This window comes from Kosakonia sp. PSU_27, from assembly GCF_039409795.1.
Classification (GTDB): domain Bacteria; phylum Pseudomonadota; class Gammaproteobacteria; order Enterobacterales; family Enterobacteriaceae; genus Kosakonia.
Genome location: NZ_JBCIVK010000003.1, coordinates 271,274 through 288,678, shown reverse-complemented (window position 1 = coordinate 288,678; position 17,405 = coordinate 271,274). Strand labels below are relative to the sequence as shown.

Here is a 17,405-nt window from a genome sequence, read left to right as displayed (position 1 = left end):
CAACAAAAAGGCGACCTGATGGTCGCCTTTTTTATTTACACCTGCTTATTTACAACAGCTCGCGTGCCGCCGCCACGATGTCATTCGCTGTGAGTCCATACTCTTGTTGCAGAAAATCCTGTGTCCCTACCTGGCCATAACGCTCCTTCACGCCGACACGGCGCATCGGCACCGGGCAGGTTTCCACTAACACTTCCGCCACGGCTGAGCCCAGCCCGTTATGAATGCTGTGGTTCTCACAGGTAACAATCCGCCTGGTCTTCTCTGCGTAGTTCTTCACCAGCTCACGGTCGATAGGTTTTAAAGTAAACATATCGATCACCGCCACGCTGATACCTTCTTGCGCCAGTTGCTGCGCGGCGGTCAGGGCTTCGGCAACCATAATGCCATTGGCAATTAACGTAATGTCTGTCCCCTCGCGCAGCACATTACCTTTACCGATGGTGAAGCGTGAGCCCGGCTGGTAGATGGTCGGCGCCTGTTTGCGGATGGTGCGCACCCAGTAAAAACCTTCCAGCTCCGCCAGTTGATGCAAAATATCGGAGAACATTACCGCATCTGTCACTTCCAGCACGACCGAATGCGCCAGCCCGCGCACAATCCCCATATCCTCAAATGACATGTGCGTCCCGCCGTTGTGGCACGCAGTGACACCCGCATCGGAGGCGATAACCTTAACATTGTTGCGCTGGTAATCGAGCGCCATAAACAACTGGTCGAAACAGCGTCGGCTGGCAAAAGCGGTGAACGTGTGCACAAACGGTTTACGTCCAGTCAGTGAAAGCCCTGCCGCCGTGCCGATCACGTTGGCTTCCATGATGCCGCAATTGATCACCTGCTGCGGATACTTTTTATGGACGCTATCCATCGCCATCGAACTCATCAAGTCGGCTTCCAGGGCGATAATATCGCTGCCTGCCTCGATCTGCTCGCTGATAAAACCGGCATAGACTTTGCGCATCTCGATACTGTCTTTGCCGCCGGGTTCAGCCACCTTAATCATGTGCCGCCTCCAGTTGTTTAATGGTGTCGTTTAGCGCCTGCTTCATCTCATCTGTCAGGCGTAAGTGGTGAGAATTACTGAGACTTTCGAGGTACGGCACCCCCTGCCCTTTAATGCTATCGAGGATCACCAACCGCGGCCTTGCATCGGCTGGCGGAACAGGCTTCACCACCTCCAGAAGGGCAGCAATGTCGTCCCCCTTCACCGTACAGACATCAAAACCGAAGGCGCGGAATTTCCCTTGCAGATCGAAGGCGCAGATAATTTCATCCAGCTCGCCATCCAGTTGTTGCTTGTTCCAGTCAACAAACACCGTCAGATTGTTGAGCCGATGATGGGCAATAAACTGGAATGCTTCCCAGCACTGCCCTTCATTTAACTCACCATCGCCAACGATGCAAAACACGCGATTAGGCCTGCCCGCCAGCTTATGGCCTAGCGCTATTCCCCCCGCGATAGAAATTCCCTGCCCCAGCGATCCGGTTGTGGCATCTACGCCCCTCGTTTTTAAGCGATCCGGATGGCTTGGCAAACGGGTTCCATTTTCGTTGAGCGTCATCAGCGCTTCCTGAGGAAAATAGCCTTTCAATGCCAACGTGCTATACAGCGCCGGGCCGGCGTGACCTTTCGAGAGCACAAAGTAGTCGCGTTCCGGCCAGTCCGGGTCGGCCGGGTCAATCCGCATGACCTCGCCATACAGCACCGCGAGGGTTTCTACCACCGACATGCTGCCGCCATAGTGCCCAAAACCAAGATGCGTTAAGGCCTTGAGAGTGGCGATACGAATGTCCCGCGCAAATTGTGTTACTTCTGCAATTGTGCTCATGACTTCGCTCCGTTCTTTTCATCTGCATCGCTGGCAGCCGACTTGCCTTTTGACATCACATTCCAGATCACTAAGGCAATGAACAACGCCACCACCAGACCGGTAATGGCCATCGGTGACAGATAACGCGCGAGGTTGCCCAGCACAATGCCAATAAAGCCAAAGTCGGCATCGGAGAAAGTGGTATTGGCAAAGCCGAGCGCGCCCAGTACAGGCAGCAGCAACACCGGCAGGAAGGTAATCAGCAAACCGTTGGCAAAGGCACCGATCATCGCGCCCCGTCGCCCGCCGGTAGCGTTACCAAACACGCCCGCCGTTGCACCGGTGAAGAAATGCGGTACCACGCCAGGCAGAATCAGCACCAGCTTCATCTGACCGAGCAGGAACAGCCCCACCAGCCCGCCGAGAAAACTGAACAGGAAGCCAACCAACACTGCGTTTGGCGCATAGGGATAAACCACCGGGCAATCCAGCGCCGGACGGGCATTGGGAACCAGTTTTTCAGAAAAACCGGTAAAGGCCGGCACGATTTCCGCCAGGATCAAGCGAACGCCTTGCAGGATAATGAACACACCTGCGGCAAAGGTAATAGCCTGAATAATCGCGTAGACGAGGAAGTTCTGCCCGGCGCTCAGTTGTCCCTCAACATACTCACGCCCGGCGCATACAGCGAGGATCATATAAATAATGATCATTGTCAGCGAGATAGAGATGGAACTGTCTCGCAGGAAGCTCAGGTTTTTCGGCAGGTTCATCTCTTCGGTTGAACGTGACCCTTTACCGCATTTACTGCCGATCCAGCCGGATAACACGTAGCCCAGCGTACCAAAATGACCAAAAGCGATATCGTCGTTGCCGGTGATCCGCTTCATATAACGCTGTGCAATCGCCGGGAAAAACGCCATCACCAGGCCGAGAATCAGCGAACCGGTAAACACCAAACCGATACCTTCAAATCCGGCAACGGTGAGGATCACCCCAATCATGCAGGCCATATAAAAGGTGTGATGTCCGGTAAGGAAAATGTATTTCAGCCGCGTAAAGCGCGCGACAATAATATTCGCCACCATACCGAACGCCATTATCAGCGCTGTAGACGCGCCATATTTTTCAAGCGCAATTGAAACAATCGCTTCGTTATTCGGAATAATCCCCTGAATATTAAAAGCGTGCTCAAACATACCGCCTAACGGATTTAACGACCCAACTAATACCGTTGCACCGCCGCCGAGTACGATAAAACCAAGAATGGTTTTCACCGTACCTTTAACGACATCCGAAAAAGATTTTTTCTGCGCAACCAGGCCAATCAGCGCAATTAACCCCACCAATACTGACGGGACTTTCAAAATATCAACAACAAAGTTTAGCGTTTCAAGGATAAACATATCCACCTCGCTTTATGCATGTCGCACCGTGGTGCGCTGCATCCGGTTGATGTTAACGGCTGGCGAAGAAAGCGCTGATTTTCGCTTCCAGTTCATTGATATCAATAATGTTATTAAGCACAACCAACTGGTTTTCCGGCACGCTGGCGCTGGCTGCAATATCTTTTGCCATTACAAACACATCGGCGGCACCTGGTGTGGCAGATGAGAGGTCGGAATGTTCGACTTCCGCTTCAATATTTAATTTTTTAAGCACTTTTTTAATATTCATTTCGACCATAAAACTACTGCCCAGGCCGGATCCGCAAATTGCCATTATTTTCATTGTGTTTACCTTTTTTGAGTAGAGTACAACCGCATCGCCCATAGCAGGCAATGTTTCATCACTGGTGAAATAAAATAAAAATCAGAAACGATGAATAATGTTTTTAATTTCCTCCAGAGTGTTTGCACGATGTAATTGTGCCATATCTTCATCGCTGGAAAATAACTCTGCCAGCGCGGCGATCATTTCAATATGGTTGTGTTTATCCGGTGCGGCCAACATAATAATGGTGTCAACCGGATCGGATTCTTCAGATCCAAAATTCACCCCTTGAGACAATTTTAATAATGACAGGCCTAAGCCTTTTGCCCCTTCCTCTGGCCTGGCATGCGGCATGGCCAGCCCTGGTGCCAGCACATAATACGGTCCCAGTTTATGATGTTGCGCGACAATGGCCGTCACATACTCCGGCGTAATGGTGCCGGACGCGAGCAGCGGTCTGGCGCAAATCTCCAGCGCTTGCGGCCAGTTTTCCACGCTTTCTAACACCTGAATAGTTTTGTCGTTAAGCCATTGGTTTAACACTTCGCACTCCTTATCGGGATGAGATGGGCAAACTTTATGCAACTCTGCAGCGCTTATCCGTGATGATAGTCGCAAAGATAGCGCTACCAACAGGAATGATCGAAAAATGTGATAGCGCTATCAGATATGAAAACGCAGGGGAATTCGCAGAAAAAGCAGGCATTTCCGGCGTATACTCCCTTGAGATGACTCATAACTCAGCGCCTGAGCTATCAGGGCTTTCAGGAAACGGAATGACAATAACCCGAAAACGTCGGAGCACAGGAAAAGTCACCCTTGCCGATGTGGCGCAACTGGCGGGCGTCGGCACCATGACCGTCTCCCGGGCATTACGTACCCCGGAGCAGGTTTCAGATAAATTGCGCGAGAAAATTGAAGCTGCCGTGCAGGAACTGGGGTACATGCCTAACCTCGCGGCCAGCGCGCTGGCTTCCGCCTCATCGTGGACGATTGCCATGGTGGTGCCGAGCCTTGCCGAATCCGGCTGCTCGGAAATGTTCGCCGGTTTGCAGCAGGTGTTACAACCTGCGGGCTATCAAATCATGCTCGCCGAATCACAGCACCGGCTGGAGCAGGAGGAGAAGCTGCTGGAAACGCTGCTCGCCTCCAATCTGGCCGCGGCCATTTTACTTAGCGTCGAACATAGCGATACCGTACGCCACTGGCTGAAAAACGCCTCTATTCCGGTAATCGAAATCGGCGCAGTGCGCGCCGATCCCATTGATATGAATATCGGTATTGATAACGTTGCGGCAATGTTCGAACTGACGCAAATGCTGGTGCAGCGCGGTTATCAGAATATCGGCTTATTGTGTGCCAACCAGGAGCAGTGGATTTTTCAGCAACATTTGCAGGGTTGGTATAAAGCGATGCTACGTCACCATCTTTCACCAAACAGGGTGATCAATGCCGCCGCACCGCCCATCTTTTCTACGGGAGCGGCACAATTACCGGAATTTCTGCTGGCGTGGCCGGAACTGGACGCATTGGTGTGTGTCTCGGATGAGCTGGCCTGCGGCGCGCTTTACGAGTGCCAGCGGCGCAGAATTAAGGTTCCGGACGATTTAGCGATCGTCGGCTTCGGCGACAGCGATGTCAGCCGGGTATGTGTGCCACCGTTAACGACAATTTCCGTGCCGCATCGCAAGATTGGTATTGAAGCAGGACGCGCGCTGCTGGCGCGACTGAATGATGAAACCTGGGAAAACAAAACGCCGATTGCACCGACGTTTTGCTTGCGGGATAGCTGCTAGTTATTCCGTTTCCTGCGCTATTTCCACTTCATTGCTGGCATTGCGCGTCATCCACAGCGCCAGCGCTTTCAGTGAATCAGGGGTGAACTCGTCGCAGCGGGCGGTGATCTCTTCCGGCGTCATCCAGCATACTTCGCTGACCTCTTCTTCCTGTAACGCGAATGGACCGTGGGAAACGCAACTGAACAGCCCGCCCCAGACCCGACAGTGTTCATCTTCAAAGTAAAACTGGCCATGCTCGGCAAACGGCACACCCGCAATACCTAACTCCTCTTCCGCTTCGCGGCGCGCGGAATCCAGCAGGTTTTCCCCTGCCTGCACCACACCACCGGCGGTGGCATCCAGCATACCGGGCATAAAATCTTTGATCTCTGTGCGACGCTGTACCAGCACTTTGCCCATCCCATCATGCACCACAATGTAGGTTGCGCGGTGACGCAGACATTGCGCCCGCATTTGCTGCCGGCTGGCCTGCGCTATCACCTCATTGTCTTCATTGACAATATCCACCCACTCCATGCCTGCAAAATGACTCTGTTCCACCATCGGGAAATCTTCTCTTTAGGGCGCTCTGTTGGCGCGTTTCGGTTGAAAGGTAACTTACGGATTAATCGTGATCTGCGCAATAACCCGCTGATCATTAAGTGTGATAACGCGCAATACGTCCTCTTCCAGCATGCCGTAGCTGGCCGCGAACCCGCCTTTTGGGATACTGACCGAACCGGGGTTGAAGTGGAAAATATCGCCCCGTTTCTCAGCAACCGGAATATGCGTATGACCATAGACCAGCACATCGCCCGCCGCCAGCGGCGGCTCGTCATCCGGGCCAAAGAGATGACCGTGCGTCAAAAACAGGCGGCGTTCAGGCAGTAAAACCTGCTGCCAGGGCGCCGTAATCGGGAACGTCAGTAGCATCTGATCCACTTCACTGTCGCAGTTGCCGCGCACGGCAACAATCCGGCTGGCCTGTTCGTTCAAACGTTCCGCCACCTGCGCTGCCGCGTAGCCTTCTGGTAAGGCATTGCGCGGGCCGTGATTCAGCACATCGCCAAGGATCACCAGCCAGCGGGCATCACTTTGCGCGAACAGTTCCAGTACGCGTTCCGTCGCGGGCAACGACCCATGAATATCCGATGCAAACATCAGTTTCATCACTGCACCTCATGTGGAAGAAAACGCCCCATAATAACGGAAGTTGTCGGGCTTATCAGCCCGCGCGCTTAGCGGAAAGTGCAACAAAGCGCTGGACCGACGAGCGTTGCCACTGGAAGGTAGCGTAATCCGCCAGCCGCTCCGGGACGTTGTCGCCGTTCAACACAAGCCGATTCAGCATCAATGCCAGGTCAACATCAGCGATACACCATTCGCCAAACAGATTCGGTTTATCGTGCGCCAGCAGCTCACTGGCAATCGCGAACAGCTTGGCGGCGCTCGCCTGCCCGGCAGCACTGAGCGGCGCTTTTTTGGCGCCGGCAAACACCACCGTTGTCGAACGCTCTTCGCGGATAGGCATCAAATCGCTGCGCAGCCAGGCCTGAATTTGCCGGGCGCGCGCACGTTTTTGCAGATCAAGCGGATAAATACGTTCCCACTCCGGCGGGGCGAAGCGCTCCTCCAGATATTCATCAATCGCCGTGGATTCACTGAGCTCAAACCCTTCAATCTCCAGCACCGGCACACGTTGCGTCAGGCTGAAACCCGGCCAGTCCGGCGCACGTTGCGCACCACTATCGAGATCAACGGTTTTCAGGGTAAAGGGCAGTCCTTTTTCATGTAGTGCGACATAGGCCGACAGCACATACGGGGAAAAATACTCTGCGTCAGACCATAAGGTAATAGCCGGTTCGCTCATAACATCCTCGTTCAGTAGTTGGGATTTTTCTTCAAAATATAACGTCCTGTGCGCACTGTCACTTGATGAAAGTTCACGCATCAGAGGTAACACCTATACTCAAACTCAGACGTTTCTTTTCCGCTTAACGGGAGCTTTGATGATAGACCTCTATTTTGCGCCCACACCAAACGGTCATAAAATAACGCTTTTTCTGGAAGAGGCGGAGCTGGAATATCGCCTGATCCGTGTGGATATCAGCAAAGGCGATCAGTTTCGCCCCGATTTTCTGACCATCTCACCTAACAACAAAATTCCCGCCATTGTCGACCATCTGCCCGCCGATGGCGGTGCGCCGCTTAGCATATTCGAATCCGGGGCGATCCTGCTTTATCTGGCGGAAAAAACGGGAAAATTGCTTAGCGGTGAACTCCGCGAGCGCCATCTTACGCTGCAATGGCTGTTCTGGCAGGTTGGCGGGCTGGGGCCAATGCTCGGACAGAACCACCACTTTAACCACTTTGCGCCGCAGCCGGTGCCCTATGCTATTGAGCGCTACCAGGTAGAAACCCAGCGTTTATATCAGGTGCTGAATAAGCGTCTTGAGCGCGTACCGTGGCTGGCAGGCGAGCATTACAGCATTGCCGATATTGCCGCCTGGCCGTGGATCAATGCCCACGCACGCCAGCGCGTCGATCTGGAGGATTACCCGGCGGTATTTAACTGGTTTGAGCGCATTCGCACTCGCCCGGCGACTGAGCGGGCGCTTCAGAAGGCGCAACAAGTATAAGCATTGCGGGTAACCTCTTCACATTGCTGAAAAATTTGATGCAAAATGTGCCCGCCATCGCATGCGGGTTTTGCTGAGTCACATATGCTGAGGAAAAGCACACACATCCTGGAGGGAAGCATGAAGATACTGATTACCGGCGGAACTGGCCTGATTGGTCGTCATCTGATCCCCCGCCTGCTGGAGCTAAAACACAGTGTGACGGTGGTAACGCGCAACCCCGCCAAAGCACAACAGTTGCTTGATGCGCGCGTCAGCCTGTTAAAAGGGCTGAACGAGCTGAGCAACCTGGATGATATCGATGCGGTGATCAATCTGGCCGGTGAACCCATTGCCGATAAGCGCTGGAGCGAGGAGCAAAAACAGCGTCTGTGCAACAGCCGCTGGCAGATAACCCAGCGGATAGTCGATCTGATCAACGCCAGTGACACACCGCCGCAGGTGCTGATTTCCGGTTCAGCTTCCGGTTACTACGGCGATCTCGGTGAAGTGGTGGTCACAGAGGAAGAGCCGCCCCACAACGAATTTACTCATAAGCTGTGCGCCCGCTGGGAGCAAATCGCCTGTGAAGCGCAAAGCGATCGCACCCGAGTTTGCCTGCTGCGCACAGGCGTGGTGCTCGCACCGAAAGGCGGCATTCTCGCTAAGCTGCTGCCGCTGTTTCGTCTTGGCCTTGGCGGCCCGATTGGCGATGGTCGCCAGTATCTGGCGTGGATCCATATAGACGACATGGTTAACGGCATACTCTGGCTGCTGGATAACGATCTGCGCGGGCCGTTCAATATGGTTTCACCCTATCCGGTTCGTAATGAGCAGTTCTCGCATACGCTCGGTCATGTGTTGCACCGCCCAACCATCATGCGCGCCCCGGCGTTTGCCGTACGCCTGATGATGGGCGAATCTGCGGTGCTGGTGCTTGGCGGCCAACGCGCGCTGCCAAAACGCCTCGAAGCCGCCGGTTTTGCCTTCCGCTGGTACGATCTGGAAGAGGCGCTGGGGGATGTGGTTCCCTCCTAATTTTCGTGGCATCCGTACGTCGCTGGCGGTGGTAAGCTAAAACGCCTTACCACCGCAAAGGCGATTTCATGACGTTGCACACGCCCCGCTTTACGCTCTCTTCATTTCTGGAATCCGACTGGCCGTTTTTTCTGCAGCTGCGTTCAAACGACAGCGTGATGCGCTATATGGCCGAAATCGCCTCAAGGGCACAAATCCGCACCCTGTTTGACGATCGCCTGCGGGACAGCAACGCCTTTATCATTCGTGACCAACACAGCGCGGTTGGCGATATCGGCCTGCGTATCAGCCAGCATAACCCACACGAAGCCGATGTTGGTTATTCGGTTGCGCCAGCAGCCCAGGGGCGCGGCATCGCCTCCGAAGCCCTGCAAGCGCTCTGCGATTACGTCTTTTCACAGGGTAAAGTGAATGCGCTGAATGCGTGGGTACTGGCGGACAATCAGGGTTCCGTACGAGTGCTGGAAAAGAGCGGTTTTACCCGCGTACAAGTGCTGGAAAAAGTGTATCTGCTCCATGGCGAGTATTATGACGACTGGGTTTACCGGCGTGAAAAATAAGGCTTACACGCGGCGCTGACAGGCACGTTAAAAAAGAGGGATACGGACGGGATGAACTCCGGCAAAATGCGGTTTTGGCTTTATCTTGTACTGTTCACGATATGGATTATCTGGATACTGTTTGCCAGCAGGCTTAGCCATAAAGTCTACCTGCAAGCGGGCGCGCCCGACACGTGGGTGATGCTGGCAATTGCCGTGCTGGTGGCGTTATTAGCGACATGGTGTAGCAGGAAAAAAGTCACCCGCAACAAAACCCGGCTACTGACGTTTTTGGGCCTTGTTTTGTTCGCAGAGATGACGTTGTGGAATGTGCCGGAAGCGTGGGTGCGCTATAGCGCAAACGAGATGGTGCACAGTGAAGTGGCTTTCTCGATTGGTCACCCTGGTCCACCGGTAAGTAAGAGTAAGCACTGCGAAGCCGGGTTACGTTTCTATGACGAGTGGCTTCAGCGTCCGATTGAGCTGTGTACACGCGATGCCATCGTTGTCCCCGGCGCACAGAAAGTGCAGCTGGAAAAACGCGTAAGCGCCAGGGGCGCCGTGTTTACCCACTATCGTTTTATCTCAGCGAACGGCATCCCGCAGGGATGGTGGCCTGTCTCGCCACCTTCCCGTTAAGGCACTTTATTTCAGCGAACCTTTGAGGAACTGCTGCAAACGCGGGCTTTTCGGATTGCCGAATAATTCATCCGGTGTGCCTTCCTCTTCAATCTTGCCCTGATGCAGGAAGATAACGTGCGTGGAAACATGGCGGGCAAACCCCATTTCATGGGTCACCACCACCATTGTTTTCCCCTCTTCCGCCAGCTGTTGCATGATGCGCAGCACTTCGCCCACCAGTTCCGGATCCAGCGCCGAAGTGGGCTCATCAAACAGCAACACTTCCGGCTCCATCGCCAGCGCACGGGCAATGGAGACGCGCTGCTGCTGACCACCGGATAAATGCACCGGGTATTTTTGCTGCTGCATCGTATCAATGCCGACCTTCGCCAGGTATTTCACCGCACGTTCGCGGGCTTCCTGCTTGCTCAGACCGAGCACCTGAATGGGCGCTTCCATGACGTTTTCTAATACCGTCATATGGCTCCACAAATTGAAGTGCTGGAACACCATCGTCAGACGGGTACGCAGCAGACGCAGCTGGTTTTTGTCGGCGACTTTTAACTGGCCGTCTTTGTCGCGCACCAGATTGATATTCTGTCCGTTAACCACAATCGAGCCTTCGCTCGGTTTTTCGAGAAAGTTAATGCAGCGCAGAAACGTACTTTTACCGGAGCCGGAGGAGCCAATGATGCTAATCACATCACCAGCGTTCGCCTGCAACGACACCCCTTTCAGCACTTCATGCTCGCCGTAGCGCTTGTGTAGATCGATAACGTTTAATTTATTCTCAGACATCGTGTTCTCAGTGCGTCGAAGAAGGTTTCATATGCTGAAGCCAGCGCTTTTCCGCTTTACGAAAGAGGCTTATCAGCACATAAGAGATAATCAGATACAGCACTGCGGCAAGACCAAACGCGGTAAACGGCTGGTAGGTCGCAGAGTTAATATCGCGAGCAATTTTCAACAGATCCGGCACGGTGGCAGTAAATGCCAGTGCGGTGGAGTGCAGCATCAAAATCACCTCGTTGCTGTAAGCGGGCAGCGCGATGCGCAACGCCGAGGGCAGGATAATGCTGCGATACATTTTGAACGAGGAAAAACCATAGGCGCGCGCCGCTTCAATTTCACCGTGCGGCACAGAGCGGATCGCCCCGGCGAAAATCTCGGTTGTATAGGCGCAGGTGTTGAGCGTGAGCGCCAGCACCGTACAGTTAAGGCCACTGCGGAAAAAGGCGTTCAGCAGTTCGGTACCCTTCACCACTTCCAGCGTGTACATCCCGGAGTAGAACACCAGCAACTGCACATACAACGGCGTGCCGCGAAACACATAGGTGAATAACCAAATCGGGAAACAGATAAATTTGTTGCTGGAAACGCGCCCGATAGCCAGAAATACCGCCATCACGCCGCCCATCACCACCGAGGAGATCAGCAACCACAGCGTGATAGCCACGCCGGTCAGGCGATAGCCATCGCTCCACAGCAGGGATTTCCAGTACTCCTGAATAATCTCGATCACAGGTCAGCCCTCTTCACACCCACCGAGTAGCGACGTTCGAGCAGAAGCAGTACGCCATTGGAAGCCGTTGTAAAAATGAGATAAATGACGCCGCAGACAATAGCGAAATAGAAAGGCTCCCAGGTGCTTTTCCCGGCGAGCTGAGTAGCTTTAACCACATCTTCCAGCCCCAGCAACGAGACCAGCGCAGTGGCTTTGAGGATCACCTGCCAGTTATTGCCAATGCCCGGCAGCGCGTAACGCATCATCGCCGGAAACAGGATGCGGCGGAAAGTCTGGCGACCGGTAAAACCGAAGGCGGTTGCGGCTTCAATGTGCCCCTTCGGCACTGCCATATAAGCACCGCGGAAGGTTTCAGTGAAATAGGCGCCGTAGATAAAGCCGAGCGTGATGATACCCGCCACCATCGGATCAATATCCAGCTGTTCCATACCCAGCGCATCAGTAATGCCATTGAGCGCAATTTGCAGGCCGTAAAAAATAAGCAGCATCAGCACCAGATCCGGCACACCGCGGATAAGCGTGGTATAGCCTTCAAAGATCAGCGCGAGAAGCCGGTTTTTCGAGAGCTTCGCGCCCGCGCCCGCAAGGCCAATCAGCACCGCCAGCACCACGGAACTGAGCGCCAGCTCCAGCGTGACCAGCGCGCCTTGTAAAATAACTTGAGAAAACCCGTACAGCATGCAGCCAGTCCTGTCGTGTGTGGTGTTGCCGTGTCTCTTCCCCTCCCGCAGCGGGAGGGGCCGCACGTTAATCACGCGTGGTGTTAACCACCGTAAACATCAAAATCAAAGTATTTCTTCGCCAGCTTTTCGTAAGTCCCGTCAGCGCGCATCTCTGCAAAGGCTTTATTCAGCGCGTCGCGCAATTCGGTGTCGCCTTTACGCACGCCCATACCGGTACCGACGCCAAACAGTTTTTCGTCTTTAATGGGGGGACCACCAAATTTATAAGCTTTGCCCTGCGGGGTTTTCAGGAAACCTTCGCTGGCGGCCACTTCATCCTGAAACGCGGCGTCGATACGGCCTGCGGTCAGGTCGGAGTAAATATTGTCCTGCCCCTGATAGGAGACAATTTCTACGCCTTTCGGCGCCCAATGTACGTTGCCATAGGTTTCCTGCGTGGTGCCTTGCAGTACGCCAATGCGTTTGCCTTTCAGTTTGTCCAGCTCCGGCTGAACATCAGAATCTTTCGCTACCACCAGGCGGGAATCTGCCGCGTAGAGCTTGTCGGTAAAATCAATTTCCTGCTGGCGTTTTTCCGTAATGGAGAGCGACGACATAATGGCATCGATTTTTTTCGCTTTCAGAGACGGGATCAGCGCGTCGAGTGGGTTTTCGATAAACACACATTGCGTATTAATGCGTTTACAGAGCTCTTTTGCCAAATCGATATCAAAACCCACTAATTCCCCCTGCGCATTCTTCGATTCGAATGGCGCATAGGTCGGATCGGTACCGATACGTAATTTTTGCGGAATGGCGGCGAACACGTTGGAAACGCTGGAGAGAGCGAGCACCAGAGAAAGAGATAACACCAGTTTTTTCATCATTATCCTCAACAGACTGTCTTCCCTAAGGGAATTCTCATCACAATACGGTGCCGCTATCGTGCCACTTTATGCCCCGTTAAGGCAAAAAATTATGGCTGTCCAATGGCTTTTATTTGCATTCTGAATGCTTAACTATGCACTCATGCACCATTACGGAGCATTCGACGCACTGTTCTGGAGCATTCACCGTATCTCTGCACCATGCCGATTTTCCGGCATGGCACAGTTTTCCCTTTTGACCCGGCATAACGGGTCGGCCAGTCTTAATCGCCGTAGACGTTAAAGTCGAAGTATTTCTTGGCGAGTTTGTCGTAGGTGCCGTCTTTGCGCAGTTCGGCAAACGCTTTGTCGAAAGCGGCTTTCAGCTCGGTATCATCTTTACGCAAGCCGATACCGGTGCCGTCACCAAAGTATTTTTTGTCTTTTACTGACGGGCCAGCAAAAGCAAAATCTTTCCCGGCGGGCTGTTTCAGGAAGCCTTCGCTGGCGGCGACTTCATCCTGGAACGCAGCGTCCAGACGACCTGCGGCGAGGTCAGAATAAATCAGATCCTGGTTCTGATAAGCCACCACATCAATGCCTTTGCTGCGCCAGTTGTCATTGGCGTAACCTTCCTGCGTTGATCCTTGCAGCACGCCAACATGCTTGCCTTTCAGCGACTCCAGCGTCGGTTGAATCGGCGAGCCTTTAGCGGCGATCAGGCGGGAATCTGCGGCGTAGAGCTTGTCAGAGAAGGCGATCTCCTGCTGACGTTTTTCGGTAATCGACAGAGAAGAGATAATGGCATCGATTTTTTTCGCTTTCAGCGACGGGATCAGCGCGTCGAAATCGCTGCCCACCCAGGTGCATTTCACATGAATGCGTTTGCACATTTCATTGCCGAGATCGATATCAAAACCCACGAAGTTCCCTTTCGCATCTTTCGATGAGAACGGCGCGTAGGTCGCATCCGTACCGATGCGTACCGTCTGGGGAAGCGCTGCATAAACGCTGGCCGTCGCCGACAGGCCCAGCAGTAAAGACAGAGCGAGAACCGTCTTCTTCATACATTACCCTCAAGTGTTCTGTTTTTATTTTGTATTACGTTGTGTTGTGTGTGTTGCTGACAGTTACCTTGCACGTCTTATGCCACTTTCCCGGGCGTTAAAAAACACCGCGTTAAATATGTTAATAAAACGTTGCAAACTTACTTAATAATGAAAGATAGCAGCTCTGCTGAACGAACCGCAGTGCTAACACAGCGAAAAGAGGATTAAATGTTGAGGATATGATCGCGCTTGCAGAATTGCCCCAAAAAAGCGCATGCCGGTAAGCGACGCACTATTTTGCGACATCGCTCCCTTGCCAGCGGGTAAAAAGGTCGTGGGGTAATTCAATATCGAACTGATCCAGCACGCGGTTAACCGTCTGATCAACCACCTCCTGCAAACTTTGCGGGCGATGATAAAACGCCGGAACCGGCGGCATAATTACCGCTCCCAGTTCCGCCGCTTGCGTCATCAAACGCAGGTGCCCAAGGTGCAACGGTGTTTCACGCACGCACAGCACCAGGGGTCTGCGCTCTTTGAGCACCACATCCGCCGCACGCGTCAGCAGGCTGTCGGTATAACTGTGCACAATGCCGGAAAGGGTTTTGATCGAGCATGGCAAAATCACCATGCCTGCGGTTTTAAACGAGCCGGAAGAGATACTGGCAGCGATATCGCGCGCGTCATGCACCACGTTCGCCAGCGACTGCGCATCGCGCAGCGAGTAGTCGGTTTCCAGAGAGAGGGTCTGTCGGGCGGCCTGACTCATAACCAGATGGGTTTCCACTTCCGCCACGTCACGCAGCACCTGCAGCAAGCGCACGCCGTAGATGGCACCGCTGGCGCCAGAGATCCCCACAATGAGTCGTTTCATGATTGTTGCCCCTTTTTGCACGCACGAACTTTGCCTGATTATAGAGGGCGTTGCAACAGATTGCGCCCCTCAGAGCAAGGGGCGCGGAAGGATCAACCTTCGTTATGCATCTCTAAACTTTCCACTTCGTTCTGAAGCTGCACTGCTTTGGCATCGTCATTACGCAGGGAGTCGAGATAATCGAGGTATTGCTGATCGACATCTTTAGTGACGTAGACACCGTTAAATACCGAGCATTCAAATTGCTGAATATCCGGGTTTTCGGCACGCACCGCGTCAATCAAATCGTTAAGATCCTGGAAAATCAGCCCGTCAGCGCCGATGATCTGGCGAATTTCGTCCACTTCACGACCGTGGGCAATCAGCTCATTTGCCGTTGGCATATCGATACCGTAGACGTTCGGGAAACGGATTTCCGGGGCGGCAGAAGCGAGATAAACCTTCTTCGCACCCGCTTCACGCGCCATCTCGATAATTTGCTCAGAAGTGGTGCCACGTACGATGGAGTCATCCACCAGTAGCACGTTTTTATCGCGGAACTCGGCACGGTTGGCGTTCAGTTTGCGGCGCACAGACTTACGGCGCAGCTGTTGGCCCGGCATGATAAAGGTGCGGCCAACATAGCGGTTTTTCACAAACCCCTGGCGGTACGGTTTGCCGAGAATACGGGCGATTTCCAGTGCGATATCGCAGGAGGTTTCCGGAATCGGAATTACCACGTCGATGTCCAGATCTTCCCACTCGCGGGCAATTTTTTCGCCAAGCTTGGTGCCCATGTTGACACGCGCGCTGTAGACGGAAATTTTGTCGATGAAGGAGTCCGGGCGTGCAAAGTAAACGTATTCGAACAGGCACGGGTTGCTGACCGGGTTGTCCGCGCACTGACGGCTGAACAACTGGCCTTTTTCAGTGATATATACCGCTTCGCCCGGCGCGATATCACGCAGGAATTCGAAGCCCAGCGTATCCAGCGCCACGCTTTCAGAGGCGACCATATACTCGGTGCGGCCATCGCCGATCTCGCGTTTGCCCAGCACCAGCGGACGGATGCCATTCGGGTCGCGAAACGCAACCATGCCGTGGCCGATGATCATTGCCACACAAGCGTACGCACCGCGGATCTGGCGGTTAGTAGCGGCAATGGCGGCAAAAATGTTGTCTGCTTCCAGCGGATAGTGGCGGAAGTTATCCAGCTCGCTGGCAAAGATATTGAGCAGGATTTCAGAATCAGAGGTGGTGTTAATGTGGCGACGCTTCTCTTCGAACAGCTTTTTACGCAGCTCATGCGCGTTGGTCAGATTGCCGTTGTGCGCAAGCGTAATGCCGTACGGGGAGTTAACGTAAAAAGGCTGCGCTTCTGAAGCACTGGAGCTGCCCGCCGTGGGATAACGTACGTGACCAATACCCATATTGCCCTGCATACGCTGCATATGGCGGGCTTCAAATACATCACTCACCATGCCGTTCGCTTTACGCAGACGGAAACAGTTATTGGCATCAATTGTGATGATGCCCGCAGCATCCTGCCCACGGTGCTGAAGCACCGTCAACGCGTCATAAATCGACTGGTTTACCGGCATAAAACCGGCGATACCGACAATACCGCACATACGTCTTTTCCTCGTTAAGAGTTTGGTTTAGTAGGCGTAATTGTCGAAAACAGTTTGAACACGGACAGCGCGCAACAACCGGAGCGTACACGTAGTACGCGAGGATTGTGAGCACTGCCCAGGTTCAAAATGGCGAGTAAAATAGCCTAATACACCAAACTCTAAGCCACATCTCAGGGCTTATGCCCTGGGCAAGAAACTCGACGAGCTTTGCAGATAGTCAAAGAACCATCTTATGATGAAGCTGAATTGCGGGATAAGCTGCGACTTCTGCCAGTCGTCACTTTTCGACAGGCCTGTAAAGGTATCCAGAAAGAACAGAATGGCGGCGACGATCAGCACGCCGCGTAGCGCGCCAAAACAGATCCCCAACACCCTGTCAGTACCCGACAGGCCGGTTTTCTCCACCAGCGCACCGATCACATAGTTAACGATAGCGCCAACAATCAGCGTCGCGATAAACAGGACCGCGATGGCGATGCCATTGCGCACCAGTTCGTCTTCAAAGCCCGTGAACCAGACAGACAGGTAAGTGTAGTAATGACTGGCGACAAAGAAAGCACAGCCCCATGTCACCAGCGATAACGCTTCACGAACAAAGCCGCGGATCAGGCTTACCAGACAAGAAAAACCAATCACCGCAATGATGGCGTAATCAATCCAGACCATATGTGTCCCACGATTTTACGCCCTGTCGTCCA

At 53.5% G+C, this 17,405-nt stretch carries 21 protein-coding genes; 5 read left to right on the top strand and 16 right to left on the bottom strand.

What is annotated here, in order from left to right; translation table 11 throughout:
* Positions 1 to 49 precede the first annotated feature (49 nt).
* The 5 genes from AAIG26_RS08345 to AAIG26_RS08325 form a co-directional block, all read right to left on the bottom strand.
* Positions 50 to 1,003 (bottom strand): transketolase family protein, encoded by a 954-nt coding sequence (locus tag AAIG26_RS08345; RefSeq protein ID WP_343180448.1) that lies wholly within the window; start codon positions 1,001 to 1,003, stop codon positions 50 to 52.
* Positions 996 to 1,829, bottom strand: a complete 834-nt coding sequence (locus tag AAIG26_RS08340) for a transketolase (RefSeq protein WP_313626378.1) — start codon at positions 1,827 to 1,829, stop codon at positions 996 to 998. Before AAIG26_RS08340 ends, AAIG26_RS08345 begins: the two co-directional genes overlap by 8 nt.
* Positions 1,826 to 3,217 carry a PTS ascorbate transporter subunit IIC gene (locus AAIG26_RS08335; protein ID WP_020454539.1) on the bottom strand — a complete coding sequence of 464 codons (1,392 nt, stop codon included), beginning with the start codon at positions 3,215 to 3,217 and terminating at the stop codon, positions 1,826 to 1,828. Before AAIG26_RS08335 ends, AAIG26_RS08340 begins: the two co-directional genes overlap by 4 nt.
* 52 nt (positions 3,218 to 3,269) lie before the next feature.
* Positions 3,270 to 3,542 (bottom strand): PTS sugar transporter subunit IIB, encoded by a 273-nt coding sequence (locus tag AAIG26_RS08330; RefSeq protein WP_020454540.1) that lies wholly within the window; start codon positions 3,540 to 3,542, stop codon positions 3,270 to 3,272.
* Positions 3,543 to 3,623: 81 nt separating this feature from the next.
* Positions 3,624 to 4,067: a PTS sugar transporter subunit IIA gene (locus AAIG26_RS08325; protein WP_343180447.1), complete on the bottom strand. Its 444-nt coding sequence runs from the start codon at positions 4,065 to 4,067 to the stop codon at positions 3,624 to 3,626.
* Positions 4,068 to 4,300: 233 nt separating this feature from the next.
* Here AAIG26_RS08325 and AAIG26_RS08320 point away from each other — a divergent pair, with 233 nt between their 5' ends.
* A complete protein-coding gene (locus tag AAIG26_RS08320; protein ID WP_020454542.1) occupies positions 4,301 to 5,320 on the top strand; it encodes a LacI family DNA-binding transcriptional regulator in 1,020 nt (339 codons plus the stop codon).
* Here AAIG26_RS08320 and yfcD read toward each other — a convergent pair whose 3' ends face one another.
* From yfcD to yfcF, 3 genes are read right to left on the bottom strand one after another with little or no spacing between them, the layout of a single operon-like run.
* Positions 5,321 to 5,866 (bottom strand): NUDIX hydrolase YfcD, encoded by a 546-nt coding sequence (gene yfcD, locus AAIG26_RS08315; protein ID WP_343180446.1) that lies wholly within the window; start codon positions 5,864 to 5,866, stop codon positions 5,321 to 5,323. It lies immediately after the preceding gene.
* Positions 5,867 to 5,920: 54 nt separating this feature from the next.
* Positions 5,921 to 6,472: a phosphodiesterase gene (yfcE, locus tag AAIG26_RS08310; protein WP_020454544.1), complete on the bottom strand. Its 552-nt coding sequence runs from the start codon at positions 6,470 to 6,472 to the stop codon at positions 5,921 to 5,923.
* A gap of 55 nt (positions 6,473 to 6,527) precedes the next feature.
* Positions 6,528 to 7,172, bottom strand: a complete 645-nt coding sequence (yfcF, locus tag AAIG26_RS08305) for a glutathione transferase (RefSeq protein WP_020454545.1) — start codon at positions 7,170 to 7,172, stop codon at positions 6,528 to 6,530.
* A 139-nt stretch (positions 7,173 to 7,311) separates the two neighbouring features.
* Here yfcF and yfcG point away from each other — a divergent pair, with 139 nt between their 5' ends.
* The 4 genes from yfcG to AAIG26_RS08285 all read left to right on the top strand — a co-directional run bounded on the left by yfcG (position 7,312) and on the right by AAIG26_RS08285 (position 10,136).
* Positions 7,312 to 7,941 carry a GSH-dependent disulfide bond oxidoreductase gene (gene yfcG / locus AAIG26_RS08300; RefSeq protein WP_097407092.1) on the top strand — a complete coding sequence of 210 codons (630 nt, stop codon included), beginning with the start codon at positions 7,312 to 7,314 and terminating at the stop codon, positions 7,939 to 7,941.
* A gap of 120 nt (positions 7,942 to 8,061) precedes the next feature.
* Positions 8,062 to 8,958, top strand: a complete 897-nt coding sequence (locus AAIG26_RS08295; protein ID WP_343180445.1) for a TIGR01777 family oxidoreductase — start codon at positions 8,062 to 8,064, stop codon at positions 8,956 to 8,958.
* 68 nt (positions 8,959 to 9,026) lie between these two features.
* A complete protein-coding gene (locus tag AAIG26_RS08290; protein WP_020454548.1) occupies positions 9,027 to 9,518 on the top strand; it encodes a GNAT family N-acetyltransferase in 492 nt (163 codons plus the stop codon).
* Positions 9,519 to 9,584: 66 nt separating this feature from the next.
* Positions 9,585 to 10,136 (top strand): hypothetical protein, encoded by a 552-nt coding sequence (locus AAIG26_RS08285; protein ID WP_343180444.1) that lies wholly within the window; start codon positions 9,585 to 9,587, stop codon positions 10,134 to 10,136.
* Between the two features lie 6 nt (positions 10,137 to 10,142).
* Here AAIG26_RS08285 and hisP read toward each other — a convergent pair whose 3' ends face one another.
* The 8 genes from hisP to cvpA form a co-directional block, all read right to left on the bottom strand.
* The gene (gene hisP / locus AAIG26_RS08280) at positions 10,143 to 10,916 is read right to left on the bottom strand and encodes a histidine ABC transporter ATP-binding protein HisP (RefSeq protein WP_017458616.1); all 774 of its coding nucleotides are present in this window, start codon (positions 10,914 to 10,916) and stop codon (positions 10,143 to 10,145) included.
* A 7-nt stretch (positions 10,917 to 10,923) separates the two neighbouring features.
* Entirely contained in the window at positions 10,924 to 11,640 is a 717-nt protein-coding gene (locus AAIG26_RS08275; protein ID WP_020454550.1) for an ABC transporter permease, read from the bottom strand.
* Complete coding sequence (locus AAIG26_RS08270; RefSeq protein ID WP_097400372.1) at positions 11,637 to 12,323, bottom strand: histidine ABC transporter permease HisQ; 687 nt, start codon at positions 12,321 to 12,323, stop codon at positions 11,637 to 11,639. The genes AAIG26_RS08275 and AAIG26_RS08270 overlap by 4 nt, the downstream gene beginning before the upstream one ends.
* Before the next feature lie 83 nt (positions 12,324 to 12,406).
* Positions 12,407 to 13,189: a histidine ABC transporter substrate-binding protein HisJ gene (gene hisJ, locus AAIG26_RS08265; protein ID WP_343180636.1), complete on the bottom strand. Its 783-nt coding sequence runs from the start codon at positions 13,187 to 13,189 to the stop codon at positions 12,407 to 12,409.
* Positions 13,190 to 13,455: 266 nt separating this feature from the next.
* Complete coding sequence (argT, locus tag AAIG26_RS08260) at positions 13,456 to 14,238, bottom strand: lysine/arginine/ornithine ABC transporter substrate-binding protein ArgT (protein ID WP_017458620.1); 783 nt, start codon at positions 14,236 to 14,238, stop codon at positions 13,456 to 13,458.
* 274 nt (positions 14,239 to 14,512) lie between these two features.
* Positions 14,513 to 15,094, bottom strand: a complete 582-nt coding sequence (locus tag AAIG26_RS08255) for a UbiX family flavin prenyltransferase (RefSeq protein WP_020454554.1) — start codon at positions 15,092 to 15,094, stop codon at positions 14,513 to 14,515.
* Between the two features lie 92 nt (positions 15,095 to 15,186).
* Positions 15,187 to 16,704 carry an amidophosphoribosyltransferase gene (purF, locus tag AAIG26_RS08250; protein WP_017458622.1) on the bottom strand — a complete coding sequence of 506 codons (1,518 nt, stop codon included), beginning with the start codon at positions 16,702 to 16,704 and terminating at the stop codon, positions 15,187 to 15,189.
* Positions 16,705 to 16,884: 180 nt separating this feature from the next.
* Positions 16,885 to 17,373 carry a colicin V production protein gene (gene cvpA, locus AAIG26_RS08245; protein ID WP_020454555.1) on the bottom strand — a complete coding sequence of 163 codons (489 nt, stop codon included), beginning with the start codon at positions 17,371 to 17,373 and terminating at the stop codon, positions 16,885 to 16,887.
* Positions 17,374 to 17,405 lie beyond the last annotated feature (32 nt).